Consider the following 15,302-nt stretch of genomic DNA (forward strand, 5'->3'; position numbering starts at 1 on the left):
AAGACTGCATGGATATGAACGAGGATGGGCTGATGGAATATCGTGAGCAGGTGGTGGTGTTCAGGAAGGGCGGTATCAACCATATAGCGCGTATCATCACCTATGTGGATATCAAGAAGGGAAAGATGCCAAAGTTGGTGTCCTTGCTTACCAACGACTTTGACATGTCCATGGAGACTATCGTAGCCATCTACCGCAGGAGGTGGCAGATAGAGACTCTTTTCAAGCAGATAAAACAGAACTTCCCGCTTAGATACTTCTATGGGGAGAGTGCCAACGCCATCAAGATACAGATTTGGGTTACACTCATTGCCAATCTATTACTGTCACTGCTGCAAAGCTCATTGCAGAGGCGGTGGAGTTTCTCAGGGCTGGCTACTATGGTGCGCATTGTACTTATGGAATACCTCAACATGAATAATTTCTTCAACATGCCGGATGCCGACATGAAACTCATGCTTGAAGCAGCGGCTGAATCGCCACCCGAGGTAACAGAAAATGAATAAGGGGGCTTGTCACTAACATGCTGTCATCCGAACTATTGTGTCTCAATGAGTTGGAATGAGGATTTCTATGTTTAGCGGACAGTAATAATTATAAATAAGCATATTCCCTTGAGTTAGCCGAGGTATTGAAAACGCAAAAATCCTTCCCGGCGATATGGGAAAAGTTCAATAATGTCCTAAATTTTCTTTATTCATCTATCCAAAGCTTAGCTTTCACTTTCCAAAAGCTAAGCTTTTGCAATTGAAAAGGTCATGAATTGGAATGCAAAAGCTAAGCTTTTAAATCAAGATTAATATCATCCTGATTATCAATAGATTAAGAGACATATTCCCAATGCGGCTTTTGTAATATAATTTCGTGGTGATGGTCGGGACGAATGTTCACTATCAAGCGTTTGTTTATCATCACCTGAATGCGAATTGGAGGGGTGAGGAGATTGGCGCTATTCTCAGCATTGGAATAAAATATGCCAAATCTCATGGTTGTATGCTTACAAAGAAAAGGTAACTTGCACACTTTTTAGAAATAGTAGCATGCCCGGATAGAGCGGAAGCCTCGAACCTCATTTGTCGAAAAATAGGAAAAATGATGTTTTGAAGGTTAATTGTTCATATTGAGTTGTATGAAACTTCCATCCATAGAGATTTCTTCTTCATCCAATAAGTTCCTAAGTGTGTCTTTTAAATAATCGGCATCAGTGTCTGCGGTTCTTATTGATTTCAGTTCAGTAATCAAATGTTTCTTTCCATCAGACAATAGGGTTAGGATTTGTTCTTTGGGGCTTATCCGCATGTCAGGATGTTTTTCGGTCTGATGTTCGAGACAAACATCGCATTGACAACAATCTTCTGATTTTATTTCCCCAAAATACTTCAGCAACTGTCGGCTTCTGCACACTTTTCCATTTTGCGCATAGCTGATTATAGCCATGATACGAGCGACAAATCGTTCCTTACTGTCTTCGTAAACATTCTTATTGAGGATGATATCTTTCCCATCTTCTCTGTCTTTTGTGTATCGTATCAGTGGAATGTCCTTTCTTGGAATGAAATCAATGATTCTTTTTTTTGCCAAATTCTGTAATGTCAGATACGTTTGGTTGTGATCTAAACCGGCTTCTTCCGCCACATGTCCCTCGTCAATGAAGGAATAGTCCGTGAACAGACCTCCATAATTTCTGAGTAAGGAAATGATAATCTTATTCTCATAACCTGAAAGCGAGTTGAGTTTGTAAAGATCCTCTCGTCCTAACAAGAAATGCACTCTGGCTTTGGTGTCAGGGTCAGGATCGTATTCTATGTATCCCGCTCTTCTGAGAAGATGTAGCGCGGAGTTGACGCGTATGGGGAAATGCTTGAATGCAACGCAGAATTTATCTATCGGGAATTCAAATGTCATGTTGTGTCCGCTGCCCACTCCTATCTGATAAAAATAGGCCAAATGTTCATATACCTGTCGTATATATTCCTTGGGTGGGAATGTGTCGTCTATTCTTTTTCTCAATATGTTTTCATCGTGAGCCGGCGTATAGAGCAGTATGGCGTATGATTTGTTTCCGTCCCTTCCCGCACGCCCTGCTTCTTGAAAATATTCTTCAATTGAATTTGGGAAATCAACATGAATGACAAGGCGGACATCGGGCTTGTCTATACCCATTCCGAAAGCATTGGTCGCCACCATCACCCTCACTTCGCTTTTTTGCCATTTGGTTTGCCGTTTGTCTTTTATCGTAGGTTCCAAGCCGGCATGATACCATGTTGCAGATATGTTGTTATTCAGAAGCAGAGTTGCTAATTCTTTTGTACGCTTTCGGCTTCTGCAATAAATGATGGCTGTGCCTTTTACCGATTGCAGTATGTGAAGCATCTCATTGAGCTTATCTTCGGTTTTTCGCAGAACGTAAGCAAGGTTCTTACGTTCGAAACTCATTTTGAAAACATTCTCTTCCCTAAATTCCAACTGTTGCTGGATGTCTTTTATAACCGCCGGAGTAGCGGTCGCGGTTAGGGCAAGTATGGGTGAGTTCGGAACAAGTCTTCTTATTTTCGCTATGTTGAGATAAGCCGGGCGAAAGTCATAGCCCCATTGACTGATGCAGTGGGCTTCATCCACTGTTATGAAACTTATCTTGATGTGCTTGAGCTTTGCCTGGAAAAGATCTGATGACAATCGTTCCGGAGAGATATATAAAAGTTTGATGCTTCCGAAAATACAGTTTTCGAGTGTGGTAACAATTTCATTGCGCGACATTCCGGAATGGATGGTGGCTGAGAGAACACCCTGTTTTTTGAGATGATCTACTTGATCCTTCATTAGCGAAATGAGTGGTGTTATGACGATGCAAACCCCTTTCTTCGCCAATGCTGGTATTTGGAACGTTAGCGATTTGCCGCCACCGGTGGGCATGAGACCAAGCGTATCTTTTCCCAGACCGATGCTTTCAATAACTTCTTTCTGAATGCCCCGGAAGTCAGGATATCCCCAGTATTTGTGGAGGATATCCTTATAAGTCAATTTCTCTTGTTTACTCACTGATTTCGGCTCAATCTTCTTCAGACGGTCTGATGCCTTCTATTTGCAGCTGTACCGCTCCCCGCTTGAAAATATTGTCTTCTATCGTATAAGCAATGTCGAAAGAACGTTTTGATTTTATGTAGCGCGCCGACTCACTCTGTCCGAACGCAATGCCGTTCATGACATTGTTTGATTTGGAATCGACAAGCTCCAATTTGATGTGTTCCTGTTCGCGACCCACAACCTTACTCGTTCCGAAATCAAACACGTTTTTTGTGCAGAAGAGTGGCTTGGGATTTCCGGGACCAAAGGGTGCGAAACGCTTCAAGTCATTATGAAGTTTCTTCGTGATGTCTTTGAAGTCGATTATTGCATCGATATCAAGAGTTGGTTCTGTTTGTTCGGGGAGAATATGCTCATCTACATATTTCTGTAGTCTGTCCCTGAAAGCCTTTACATCTTCCCAATTGAGTGTCAGTCCGGCGGCGTAGGTATGTCCGCCAAAATTGATTAATAAATCGCTGCAACTTTTTATGGCTGAATAAATATCAAATCCTGCTACACTGCGCGCCGAACCGGTTGCCAATACACCATCTTTTGTGAGTACGATAGTCGGGCGACAATATATTTCCGTTAGCCGGGAAGCAACAATACCTATCACACCTTTTTTCCAATTCTCATCGTACAGTACGATACTGTTTTGATGTTTTTGACTTTCCAGACGTTCCACGATTTGGTTTGCCTCATCAGTCATTTGGCGATCAACATCTTTTCGCTTTTCGTTGTATTCATTGATGTGTTTTGCTTCCAATAACGCACTGGGCAAGTCGCGTTCCACCAACAAATTCACACTTTCACATCCGTTTTCCATTCTTCCGCTTGCGTTAATTCGTGGACCTATCTTGAAAATGATGTCGCTCATGGAAAGTTCCCTTCCGCTCAGACCGCAAATGTCAATAATCGCTTTCAGACCGATACTCGGATTTTGGTTGAGTTGCTTCAATCCGTGAAAAGCCAAAATGCGGTTTTCTTCTACTACCGGTACCAAATCAGCTGCTATGCTAACCGCGCAAAAATCGAGTAAGGGGATGAGCCGTGAAAAAGGAATGTTGTTATTTTTAGCGAAAGCCTGCATGAATTTAAAACCAACTCCACACCCACACAATTCCTTAAATGGGTATGTGTCATCGGGACGTTTGGGATTTAAGATAGCGGTAGCAGGAGGTAGATCATCATCCGGCACATGATGGTCGCAAATAATGAAATCTATTCCCAATCCTTTGGCATACATAATCTCCTTGTTTGCCTTAATGCCACAATCAAGTATGATTATCAATCTTACATTTGTATCTTTGGCATAGTCTATTCCCTTTTTGCTTACGCCATATCCTTCTTCGTAACGGTCAGGGATATAGTAGTCTATATTTGAATAGAATTGTCTTAAAAATTTATACACCAATGCTACAGCCGTACAGCCGTCCACATCATAGTCGCCGTAAATCATGATACGTTCTTTCCTTCCCATGGCATCGTTCAGACGATCAACGGCTATATCCATGTCCTTCATAAGGAATGGATTGATAAGGTCGGATAATTGAGGACGAAAAAACCTCTTTGCCGCACTCTCGGTATTGATACCACGCTTGATTAACAGGGATGCCAATGTAGGACTCATGCTGAGTTTTTCTCCCAATTCTTTAGCTGCGTTTGTCTGTTCAGATGTAGATGGTGTGTAGTTCCATTTGAAATGCATTTTAATTGTTTTTTAATATGCGGTAAAGGTACAAAAAAAAAGCGTAAGTCTGTGTAGATTTACGCTTTTTTAATTTCTGCTTGATAATCCTCTTTTAAGTTAGGGTTATCAGAGAAGAATGAGTTTTTATGCTGTTAAAGCCCCATCTTCTTGCGGAGATTTTCGGGGATGGCATTCTTATTCACCATGAAGTCCATCGTGTTCGCAGCGATGAAATTCTTGGTCATGTACCATACGCCTTTGTATTCGCCTGTTTCGCCCCATGAATTCTTAACCATATAGTATTCTTTACCATTCTGGTCTTTCGCGATACCGAAAATCAACATACCATGGTCATCAGTAAGTTCCCAGTTGTCGAAACGCTCTTGACGCATTTCTTGCGTTGGGGTAACTTCTGGTACGTTCATGCCAAGCTCATCAATGATGTTGCGCTTCTTGGCTGCTGAAAGTCCCAACCATCTTGCCATATCGCTGCCTTTCATGGTTTCTACCTTCTTGCCATCAACCATATAAGCCAATCCATTGCGTGTGAAGCCCGGTTCGCTAACATCACCACCCCAAGCAATGCAATAGCCATTCATTACGGCATTGTCTATGATTTGCATCATTTCGTCCATTGGAACGTTATGAGACTGCGGATTGCGCCAGTTGTCCTGTACTTCTACTGCAAATGTAGAATAGAATGGGTGGTGTGTGTAAGATGTAACTGTTACATAGTCATCCCAATTCAGTCCAAGACTTGCAGCAAATGACATGGGAGTGTATTCCTTTCCTTCATATATGAACTTCTCCGGACATTTACCCAGATAAGAATCGAGGATAGCTTGAAGTCCCGGTTTCCACTGACCGGAGATCTTGCTTGCCTTGTTGGTAGCAACAGCGTTTACGTAAGGCTCCATTACCGAGAAGAATTCGTTAAAGTTGTAGAGGGAGTCGCCCGTAAGTGAGCCGGGGAAAGGCATGATGCCCTCGGGACAGATACCATAATTCTTCATGCAGTATAGTGGGTCATAGCAAGACCCCCCTTGTGCAAATTGGGCATCGCCGTGCATGCGTACAACGGTTATGGCACGATCCATGTAAGTCTTGTTGGCTACGAAACTTTCGCAAAGGTCGTATGTCTTACCGGTTTTCTTCAGAATTTCTGCTTCAAAATAAGATAAAGTTGAATAATCCCAGCATGTACCTGAACGATTTTGGTCTTTAATACTGGTGATTGGATTTTCTTTGATTACAGTGAAAACCGGTTTGTTGTTGTTTTTCTTTGCATCCTTTTTGGGTGCCGCGTTCACGCTTGTCGCAAAAATCGCGAGCAATGCGAATACAAAAATTTTTCTCATAATTCTTAAATTTACCGGAATGTCAATTTTAGGAATAGCTTATCCGGTTGGTTAAAAATGTTGTTTAATTGATTATTATTGATTTGTTGTTTAATTCCGTTTATGTTTCTATCGGAAATCAAGCGTTCATGAATGCCTCAATGTCCTTTGGATGATAAGGAATGAGTTCTTTTCCGATAAACCGGCAACCATCTTTTGTGATGAGTAAGTCGTCCTCTATGCGGATGCCACCGAAGTCTTTGTATGTTTCGAGTTTATCGAAGTTAAGGAATTCCGCACAATGTTTCTTTTCTCGCCATTCGTCTATCAATGCGGGGATGAAGTAAATACCGGGTTCATCAGTTACCACAAAACCTTCTTGCAACCTACGTCCCATTCGAAGTGCGTTAGTTCCGAATTGTTCCAAGTTGGGGCGCGTCTCTTCATCAAAGCCCACGTAAATCTGCCCGAGTGCTTCCATATCGTGTACGTCCATGCCCATCATGTGTCCAAGTCCATGTGGCAAGAACATAGCGTGTGCGCCTGCTGTCACGGCAGCATCAGTGTTTCCCTTGGCAAGTCCGAGTTCTTTCATGCGATCAAAAATGATGCGACATACGGCAAAGTGTACATCAGCGTACTTCATGCCGGGTTTTGCCAATTGTAATGCAGCATCGTGGCATTCCACAACCACATTATAAATATCTAATTGTCTTTGCGTAAACTTTCCATTAACAGGGAAAGTTCGTGTATTATCTGAACAATAATGGTTCAGAGTTTCACCTCCACAATCGCAAAGTACCAATCTTCCGGCTTGTAACTCTGCCATGGAAGGATTACCGTGCATGATTTCTCCGTGTTGGGAGAAGATGGTTGGGAATGAAACCATTGCGCCATAAGAATTGGCGACTCCATCCACATTGCCGGCTACAAACTTCTCGGTTAGTCCCGGTTTTGTTAGGCGCATTGCCGTAGTGTGCATCTTGTAGCCGATAACGGCTGCACGTTCCAATTCTTCTATCTCTTCAGCCGTTTTCGTCGAACGCATCTTTACAATTGCGTGAATCAGCTCCAAACTTGCGGCTTCTTTTTGTTTATTGGGATGGATTCCGAGCAAATCGGATATTTGTATCTTGATGTCTGAGCGATAGGGCGGAAGGAAATGAATTTTCCGTTGCGCTTTCTGTGCTTTATCGCAAATGCTTTTAAGTTCTGCCATAGGAGCGGAATTAGCAACCCCTACTTGCTCACCGAGTTCCCTTACGGTATCTACACCTCCAAACCACACGATGTCTTCAATGTCGATATCATCGCCGATGAGCATTTCCTTATTCTCATCAATGTCTATTACACCTACAAGCCCATCTCTTTGTTGTCCAAAATAATACAAGAAAGAGGAGTCCTGACGGAAAGGAGAGTAATTATTGGCAGGTGAATTAACTGCCGATTCGTTGTTCCCGAATAAAATAATCACGCCGCTTTTTACGAGCTTTTTCAGCTCGGCGCGACGGTTGATGTACGTTTTTTTGCTAAACATATAGGTTTTGGTTGATTGTTTAGTTGCAAAGATAATGAAATTTCCATCAAAATCATTAACTTTGCATTGTATTTTACAAGATTTTTATGGAAATAAATCAAAATACGGGTTTAGTCTTAGAGGGAGGCGGTATGCGCGGCGTATTTACTGCCGGCGTATTGGATGCTTTTATGAAATATGGATTGTATTTTGATTATGTTGTAGCAGTCTCTGCCGGAGCATGCAACGGTTTATCATACATCAGCAAGCAGCCTCGACGTGCACGTGTTTCTAACATTGAGATGTTGTCAAAATACAACTATATCGGTCTGCGGCATCTTGTAACACAAGGTTGTATTTTTGATCCCGACCTACTGTACCATCGGTTTCCTTTTGAATTGGTACCTTTTGATTACGATACCTTTTTCAAAAGAGTAAATAATGGTTGTGTTTTCGAAATGGTAACAACCAATTGCAATACCGGTAGGAGTGAATATTTGCAGGAATGCAGCGGAGATCGTCACAGGCTGAATGAACTGGCTCAAGCTTCCAGCAGTCTTCCGTACGTTAGCAAGATCGTGATGATAAATGGTGTTCCCATGTTGGATGGTGGTATTGTTGATTCCATTCCGTTGCAGCGTTCCATAGTTACCGGTCATCGTACCAATGTCGTAATTTGCACTCGGAACAAAGGTTGGCGCGATAATGGAAAAGACCTCAAACAGCCAAAGTTTATCTATAAGAATTATCCTCGCTTGCGAGTTGTTTTAAGCCATCGCTTGAAAACATACAATCGTCAGTTGGATATGATTGATGAGTATGAATCCAGAGGAGAAATATCAGTCATTCGTCCCGAGAAGCCCATTGTTGTAGGGCGAATGGAAAAAGACATAAGAAAGTTGGATGACCTATATACCGAAGGATTCCAATTAGGTGAGCGATTTATTATGGATAATGAAATTTAACCTTGAAATCAATGGTTAGGCTTCATTATTACAACACTTCGTTAATTCTCATGTAAGCGTTTGAAGATGAGATAGAGTTAATTAACAGAGTGTTGTCAGATATTAGAAAATCTCATTTTAACAAGTCGGGGCGCAATTTGCGCGTGCGTTCCATGGCTTGGTCAAGTTCCCATTGTCTTATTTTGGCTTCGTTGCCACTCAACAGAATTTCAGGTACATCCCAACCTTTATAGCTGCGAGGGCGTGTATAGATGGGAGCTGACAATAGATCGTCTTGAAAACAATCCGATAAGGCACTTTGTTCATCTCCTATCACGCCCGGTACTATTCTTACGACAGCATCGGCTATAATCGCCGCGGGCAACTCGCCTCCAGTAAGCACATAATCGCCCACGGAGATTTCTCTTGTTATCAAGTGGTCCCTAACCCTTTGGTCTATGCCTTTGTAATGTCCTGCCAATATTATGATGTTGCCACCAAGCGAAAGTTCGTTGGCTATTTTTTGTGTGAAAGACTCGCCATCGGGTGATGTAAAAATGACTTCATCGTAGCTCCTTTCTTCTTTCAGAGCACTGATGCAGCGATCTATTGGCTCTATCTGCATAACCATGCCTGCTTGCCCCCCAAAGGGATAATCATCAACGCGTCGCCACTTGTCAAGGGTGTAGTCGCGGAGATTGTGCAATCTGATTTCTGCCAATCCTTTTTTTTCGGCTCTTGCCAAAATGCTTTCATGAACAAAACCTTCCAGCATCTCCGGCAATACGGTAATGATGTCTATTCTCATATTTATCGACAAAGTTACCAATTATTTTACAATATTATTTACTCCTTGGGATTTTTTTGTAACTTTGCCACCGTTTTTCAATATAATTCTTAAAAACTCATGAGAAAAATCTTTTCCCTCGCCATCTTTATGGCTGCTTTTGTAAATGTGCAAGCTCAAGACATACAGTTGCATTATGATTTGGGGCACAATTTGTACGACAACTTGGACAATCGCCCATCAGTAACCACTACTTTGGAAATGTTCAAGCCCGACAAGTGGGGTTCAACCTATCTTTTCACAGATATAGACTATAAGAATGATGGCGCGACAGGAGTCTATTGGGAAATTTCCCGCGAATTCCATCTTACCAAAGACAAAAGATGGGCTGCTCATGTTGAATATAACGGGGGTGCGGCGACAGGAGAACTGCTTGATGGATATTATGGAAATCGCTTCCAACATGCATTTCTTGCGGGTGGAGCGTGGAATTGGGCTTCTCACGACTTTTCAAAAACGTTCAGTGTGCAGCTGATGTATAAATACTATTTTAAGAACGGACACACCGGAACACATCCATTCAACGGATTCCAATTGACTGAAGTTTGGGGACTTACTTTTGCGAAAGGCAGATGTTCATTCAGTGGCTTTTGCGATGTGTGGTATGATCCTAACGTAAACGGAAAACTCATTTTGCTTTCGGAGCCACAGTTTTGGTTTAACATGAATACATTAAAAGGATGGGACAAAATAAATCTTTCGCTTGGTTCTGAAGTTGAGATTAGCAATAACTTCGTGTGGGATAATAAGGGGCGGAACAATAGATTTTATGCCATTCCCACCATTGCCGCCAAATGGACATTTTAATTCGAAGCTGCCATTAAGCTGTCAAGCCACGTAGCTTCGGCAATCCACCCGAGACAAATCACATCGTGTTGTTATCTCTCTGAGTTTCGGGCGATTGCTGTTTCGTTTACGAGTGGAAAATTGCACTTGTCAGTACAGAGGATATGTCCAGCCAATAATAGTTGGACTATCGTTGTCCACCGATGCTTAATCGTGCCATCCATCGGATTATATTTGTAAAAACTTGCGCATCAAATTATAAGAGCTTAGCTTTTGACTTTTAAAAGCTAAGCTTTTGAACAGCAAAAGCTTAGCTATTGCATCGCAAAAGCTAAGCTTTTAAAATGCCATGTGTAAGTAATTGATAATCAGACTCTAATTTTTAGCCTTCACTGACCTGTAAATTTTGTGATTCATGCTGGAAAGATAGCTGCGTTGTCGTAGGCTAAGTGAGTGAAAAAACGAGGGTTTCTTTCTGCAATGTGCCGGCTATCACTATTTAACAAAGTCTTCCACAAATTTGTCTTCTGAGATAATCGGAATATTAAGTTGTTTTGCTTTTTGATTTTTTCCAGAAAGGCTGTCAATATCGTTATTGATAAGGAAATTGGTTGATTTGGAGATGCTGCCAACCACCTTGCCACCCTGACTTTCGATGTAGGCTTTAAGCTCATTTCTGTTCTTGTAATGATGAACATCGCCCGTTACCACGAAGGTTAGTCCTTCGCAACGCATGCCTTTAGGGATAGATTCGGATTGCGAAATAATGAGTTCCGGCAGCAAGTCATCGAGTATCATGCGATTGTTTTCATCTTTCATCCATTTGACGAAACTCGAACTTTTCTCAGGACCAATGCCGTCTATTATGGAAAAAACCATAGAATCGGTTGTCGCTCTCGCGGTTTGGATGAGTTCATTCAACGAATACTCGGAGAGCAAACGAGCGCAGACATCTTTTCCAACCAATGGGATGTTGAGCGCAAAAAGCAATTGTCGGGCTTCAACAGCTCGTGCTTTTTCAATGGCTCTTAATAAGTTAGAAACACTTTTGTTGCCAAATCCATCCATGAAACGCAGTTTGTTGGCATAATCATTTAAGTGGAACAGGTCGGCATATTCGGAAACCCATCCGAGGTTGATGAATTTTTGTAGGGTTTGTTCTGACAATCCATCAATGCTGATTCCTTCTTTCGAGACGAAGCGTGCAAATTTTTTCAACTGCTTCGCCGGACAATTCACGTTGGTGCAATGGAGTGTTTTCGTTCCGCTGTTTTCACTTTCTTTCACTTCTGTTTCTGCTTTACAAACAGGGCATGTGTCGGGAATAGTAAAAACTCCTTTTCTCTCCTTCACCTGAATGACTTTCGGGATAATCTTATTGGCTTTGATAACAGAGAGAAGCGACCCTTTACCGCCAATCCCCAGACGTTCGCATTCCGAGATGTTGCAGAGGCTTGCTCGTTTCACGGTTGTTCCTTCTAAATCCACCGGATTGAATACTGCGACAGGCGAGATGGTGGAGGCTGCGCATGACCATTCAATATGGTCGAGTTGCGTTTCCACACTTTCATCCTGCCACTTGAAAGCATACCCCGCGCGCGTGGCATGATGTCCGGTGATGCTTCCTCCGGCGGCATATTCCGTATCGTCAAACGAGACGACAAGTCCGTCGACAGGATAGGGATTGATGCGATGGGTTACAAGTTCCGTCCATTTGTTTACCACCTTATTAATATTGTCGGTAGAAGGGGCTTTTATCAGTTCGTGCTCAACAGTATTGAATTTATTTGCTTCCAAAAATTCCATGCGTTCTCCCCATGACCTTATATCTTTCTCACAATATACCAACGTGAAAGGTATCCATCTGATTTTTCGTTCCTTCACTTCGTTTATTTCTTTCAGGGTCAGAGATCCGGAAGCCAAGTTGCGCGGGTTGGCATATTCCTCATCTGCCTCCATGTTGAATTGTTCAAAATCGGCATAACTGATTACGGCCTCTCCTCGAATTACAACATGTCCTTTCTCCGCAATGGCAGGGTTTATACCCTTGATGGCAGGGGCAAGATGAGTAATGTTCGTACCAATATGCCCATTGCCGCGAGTTACGACTTTGGTGAGTTGTCCGTTGTCGTAGGTAACGACCAGTGTCAGCCCATCGAGTTTCCACGAAATCCATATCGGTTTTCCTTCAGCCCACTTCGCCAGTTCTTCCGTCTTCTTGGTTTTCGCCAGCGAGAGTGCCGCAAACTCATGTTGTTCTTTCGCTCCTGCTAAGTTGTCAGCACTCACGTTTGAGGTAGGAGAATCCGGTAAGACAATGCCGGTCTCCCTTTCCAATTCCTTGAGTTCATCGAAGGCTGCATCCCATTCATGGTCAGACATGATTTCACTCCGTCCGTTGTAATAGGCGTCAGACGCTTTGTTCAGCCTCGTTACGAGAGATTGCATTCGTAGTTCTTGTTCGCTTTGCATAATCATAGAAATTAATTGAAGTCGTTATGGGCAGAGGTATTTAATAAATGGTGTATGTTCCACCATCGCTATCACAATATTTCCGCAATAAATCTTGAATAAATTCTGCATTGTCCCTTACGGCTTTTTCATTTCCATCGTACCCATTGATGAGGACTACAAGGTGCGATGTGTCAATGGCTATCTTTGTGCGCTCGTTGTCGGAAGTGGGTGTGCCCACGCCTCCTGCCGCATCGCGATATACGGGCAAGCCATGAATGTTTATCATTCCTCTTCCTATTCCCTCGTAGGGTTCGCCCTCTTTTCCAATGCCCAACGTGAGCTTACTGCCTTCAAACTTATCGGCATCGAAACCGCCAATGCTGTAGCCGAATGCGATAGACGCAAGGTTAATGAGATCGACAAGTGTGTTGATTTGATAAAGTTCTTTTCCTTGAAGCATTCTTCGGATGAGCGATTCCGCAGCCGGACGATATCTCGAAGGATCTTTTCCGCACTCGCGATAAACTTTGCGTGTAGCTGCTATTCCCGATAATTCCTTTAAGCTTTCTGTGGTTAATCGCTCTTTGTATCGCGCGGCATAGGTATGAATCTCATCCCAAAGAGCAGGACAAAACTTTGAGTTTTTCACTTGCGCGTCCACACAAGCACCAATGAAGTTCGGACATACCTTTTCTATTTCTTTGCTTACTGTAACCTCCATATCTTTTCTATTAATAACTTGTCGGCTTCCGTCCAATTCAAGGAAGGAAATTCTTCTGTGGCCAGCCATTTTGCGTCCAAATGCGCAAGTAACTTGAAGTTGTTGTTGCGTGCAAGACATTCGTATGCTTTTAGATGGATGATAAAGTCGGGATATTCATGTTCTATTGTTCCAAGCTTTCTGCCCACGAATATGTCCCAATCCATTTCTTCGCGTATTTCCCTTCGCAAAGCCTCGTAGTCGTTTTCGTTATCTTCTACTTTTCCACCCGGAAACTCCCAATGTTCAGCTGTGTAATCGGGACCTTTACGGAGCCTTTGTGTGCATAAATACTTGTTACCATCACGCATGATGGCACAGACCACATTTATTCTTTTCTTTTTCATGATACTGTGATTTTGCTACAAATATACTATAAATTTATGAGAAATTCCAATCCTTATTCTATTTTTCCCATACTATTTATGTCTTACTCATAACTTTTGTGTACCTTTGTCGTCAAATTAAATTTAATAAAAATGTCAACACTATCAATTTCAATTATTGTTGCTTTTGTATTAGGGTACGCCCTGATTGCAATGGAAAGCCTGACAAAAATCAATAAGGCTGCTATTGCCTTACTAATGTTTGTATGCTGTTGGACACTTTACATGATTAATCCGGCATCTTTCATACAAATCATGCATCCCGACTTTAAGGGTGTAGGTCAAGAAGTTATTACGTTTGTCAATGAAGTCATTACACGTCATTTGGGTGATACGGCAACGACTTTGTTTTTCTTAATGGGAGCCATGACCATCGTTGAGATAGTGGATCAAAATGGCGGCTTCAATTGGGTGAAAAATGTCATGCAAACCAAGTCGAAACGCAGTTTGATGTGGCGCATAGCTTTTATGACCTTTATACTCTCTGCCATACTCGACAATCTTACGACGAGTATTGTAATGATTATGATTCTGCGGAAACTCATTCGCAACCATAACGATCGACTGATATATGCTTCTTTGGTTATCATCGCTGCCAATTCGGGAGGGGCTTTCTCACCGATAGGGGACGTTACAACCATTATGCTGTGGAATGCGGGAATGATTACCGCTGTGGGAGTTATTTCGGAAATCTTTATACCATCATTGGTGTCGATGGTTATTCCGGCTTTCATCCTTCAGTACATGTTGAAAGGCGACATGGAAAGCGATGTTGAAAAGATAGTGGAATCTGAAGTGTCTGATGAGGAATTTGGAAGCAAGCAGCGTAAGGTAATTTTTATTGTTGGTGTGGGAGGTCTTTGCTTTGTACCTATATTCAAGTCCATTACCCATCTGCCTCCGTTTGTGGGTATATTACTCGTCCTTAGCGTCTTATGGACGGTAACAGAGCTATTCTATCGTCATTTGCATCGAAAGAACGGAGGCAATCAAAATTTCGCTAAACGTGTTTCCAATATCATGCGCAGAATAGACATGTCCACCATCCTCTTTTTTCTTGGCATTTTGATGGCAGTCGCTTGTTTGCAGGAAATAGGATTGTTGACACAGATGGGTGGTTCCTTAAATGATATATTCAATGAGAACCACTATGCGGTAACAGGAATTATAGGTGTGCTTTCATCCATTGTGGACAACGTGCCATTAGTAGCCGGTTGTATGGGTATGTATCCCATTCAGGCTGCCGGGGATATGGCAGTAGATGGCATCTTTTGGCAGTTGCTGGCTTATTGTGCAGGTGTGGGAGGTTCCATGCTGATTATTGGCAGTGCTGCCGGAGTAGTCGTAATGGGTTTGGAAAAAATCACTTTCGGATGGTATATGAAGAAGATTACATGGATAGCTTTCGTGGGCTATATTGCGGGGATTCTCAGTTATTGGGTTATTCGCAATTTCCTTTTAACCACTCCGCTATAAGTTTGTCGCAGTATAGAGGTCGATAGATTTCTTTATTAAT

The 15,302-nt window shown here is 42.4% G+C and carries 12 protein-coding genes and 1 pseudogene (1 of these 13 running past the window's edge); 4 read left to right on the forward strand and 9 right to left on the reverse strand.

What is annotated here, in order from left to right; translation table 11 throughout:
* A pseudogene (locus E0E16_RS14960) lies at window positions 1-506 on the forward strand (IS4 family transposase); its annotated part reaches 766 nt to the left of the window's first position; the annotation flags it as partial.
* 316 nt (window positions 507-822) lie between these two features.
* Here E0E16_RS14960 and E0E16_RS13510 read toward each other — a convergent pair.
* The 5 genes from E0E16_RS13510 to E0E16_RS05010 all read right to left on the reverse strand — a co-directional run bounded on the left by E0E16_RS13510 (window position 823) and on the right by E0E16_RS05010 (window position 7,630).
* On the reverse strand, window positions 823-987 hold the full coding sequence (locus tag E0E16_RS13510; RefSeq protein ID WP_165444195.1) for a hypothetical protein: 165 nt from the start codon (window positions 985-987) through the stop codon (window positions 823-825).
* 120 nt (window positions 988-1,107) lie between these two features.
* Complete coding sequence (locus tag E0E16_RS04995) at window positions 1,108-3,021, reverse strand: RecQ family ATP-dependent DNA helicase (protein ID WP_130829743.1); 1,914 nt, start codon at window positions 3,019-3,021, stop codon at window positions 1,108-1,110.
* Between the two features lie 28 nt (window positions 3,022-3,049).
* Window positions 3,050-4,774: a single-stranded-DNA-specific exonuclease RecJ gene (gene recJ, locus E0E16_RS05000; RefSeq protein ID WP_130829313.1), complete on the reverse strand. Its 1,725-nt coding sequence runs from the start codon at window positions 4,772-4,774 to the stop codon at window positions 3,050-3,052.
* Window positions 4,775-4,908: 134 nt separating this feature from the next.
* Window positions 4,909-6,114: a C1 family peptidase gene (locus E0E16_RS05005; protein WP_130829314.1), complete on the reverse strand. Its 1,206-nt coding sequence runs from the start codon at window positions 6,112-6,114 to the stop codon at window positions 4,909-4,911.
* 118 nt (window positions 6,115-6,232) lie between these two features.
* Window positions 6,233-7,630 (reverse strand): aminopeptidase P family protein, encoded by a 1,398-nt coding sequence (locus E0E16_RS05010; protein WP_130829316.1) that lies wholly within the window; start codon window positions 7,628-7,630, stop codon window positions 6,233-6,235.
* A gap of 86 nt (window positions 7,631-7,716) precedes the next feature.
* On the opposite strand from E0E16_RS05010, the gene E0E16_RS05015 reads away from it, so the two are divergent.
* Window positions 7,717-8,574, forward strand: a complete 858-nt coding sequence (locus E0E16_RS05015) for a patatin-like phospholipase family protein (protein WP_130829318.1) — start codon at window positions 7,717-7,719, stop codon at window positions 8,572-8,574.
* 112 nt (window positions 8,575-8,686) lie between these two features.
* Here E0E16_RS05015 and trmD read toward each other — a convergent pair whose 3' ends face one another.
* Entirely contained in the window at window positions 8,687-9,361 is a 675-nt protein-coding gene (gene trmD, locus E0E16_RS05020) for a tRNA (guanosine(37)-N1)-methyltransferase TrmD (protein ID WP_130829320.1), read from the reverse strand.
* A 99-nt stretch (window positions 9,362-9,460) separates the two neighbouring features.
* On the opposite strand from trmD, the gene E0E16_RS05025 reads away from it, so the two are divergent.
* Window positions 9,461-10,207 carry a nucleoside-specific channel-forming Tsx family protein gene (locus tag E0E16_RS05025; protein ID WP_130829322.1) on the forward strand — a complete coding sequence of 249 codons (747 nt, stop codon included), beginning with the start codon at window positions 9,461-9,463 and terminating at the stop codon, window positions 10,205-10,207.
* A gap of 474 nt (window positions 10,208-10,681) precedes the next feature.
* Here E0E16_RS05025 and ligA read toward each other — a convergent pair whose 3' ends face one another.
* From ligA to E0E16_RS05040, 3 genes are read right to left on the reverse strand one after another with little or no spacing between them, the layout of a single operon-like run.
* Window positions 10,682-12,658: an NAD-dependent DNA ligase LigA gene (gene ligA / locus E0E16_RS05030; protein ID WP_130829325.1), complete on the reverse strand. Its 1,977-nt coding sequence runs from the start codon at window positions 12,656-12,658 to the stop codon at window positions 10,682-10,684.
* 40 nt (window positions 12,659-12,698) lie between these two features.
* On the reverse strand, window positions 12,699-13,361 hold the full coding sequence (locus E0E16_RS05035; protein WP_130829327.1) for a B3/B4 domain-containing protein: 663 nt from the start codon (window positions 13,359-13,361) through the stop codon (window positions 12,699-12,701).
* The gene (locus E0E16_RS05040) at window positions 13,346-13,747 is read right to left on the reverse strand and encodes a (deoxy)nucleoside triphosphate pyrophosphohydrolase (protein ID WP_130829329.1); all 402 of its coding nucleotides are present in this window, start codon (window positions 13,745-13,747) and stop codon (window positions 13,346-13,348) included. The genes E0E16_RS05035 and E0E16_RS05040 overlap by 16 nt, the downstream gene beginning before the upstream one ends.
* Window positions 13,748-13,879: 132 nt before the next feature.
* On the opposite strand from E0E16_RS05040, the gene nhaD reads away from it, so the two are divergent.
* The gene (nhaD, locus tag E0E16_RS05045) at window positions 13,880-15,262 is read left to right on the forward strand and encodes a sodium:proton antiporter NhaD (RefSeq protein WP_130829331.1); all 1,383 of its coding nucleotides are present in this window, start codon (window positions 13,880-13,882) and stop codon (window positions 15,260-15,262) included.
* Window positions 15,263-15,302: the final 40 nt, after the last annotated feature.

Origin of the sequence: Prevotella rectalis (genome assembly GCF_900607215.1) — a bacterium.
Lineage (GTDB): Bacteria > Bacteroidota > Bacteroidia > Bacteroidales > Bacteroidaceae > Prevotella > Prevotella brunnea.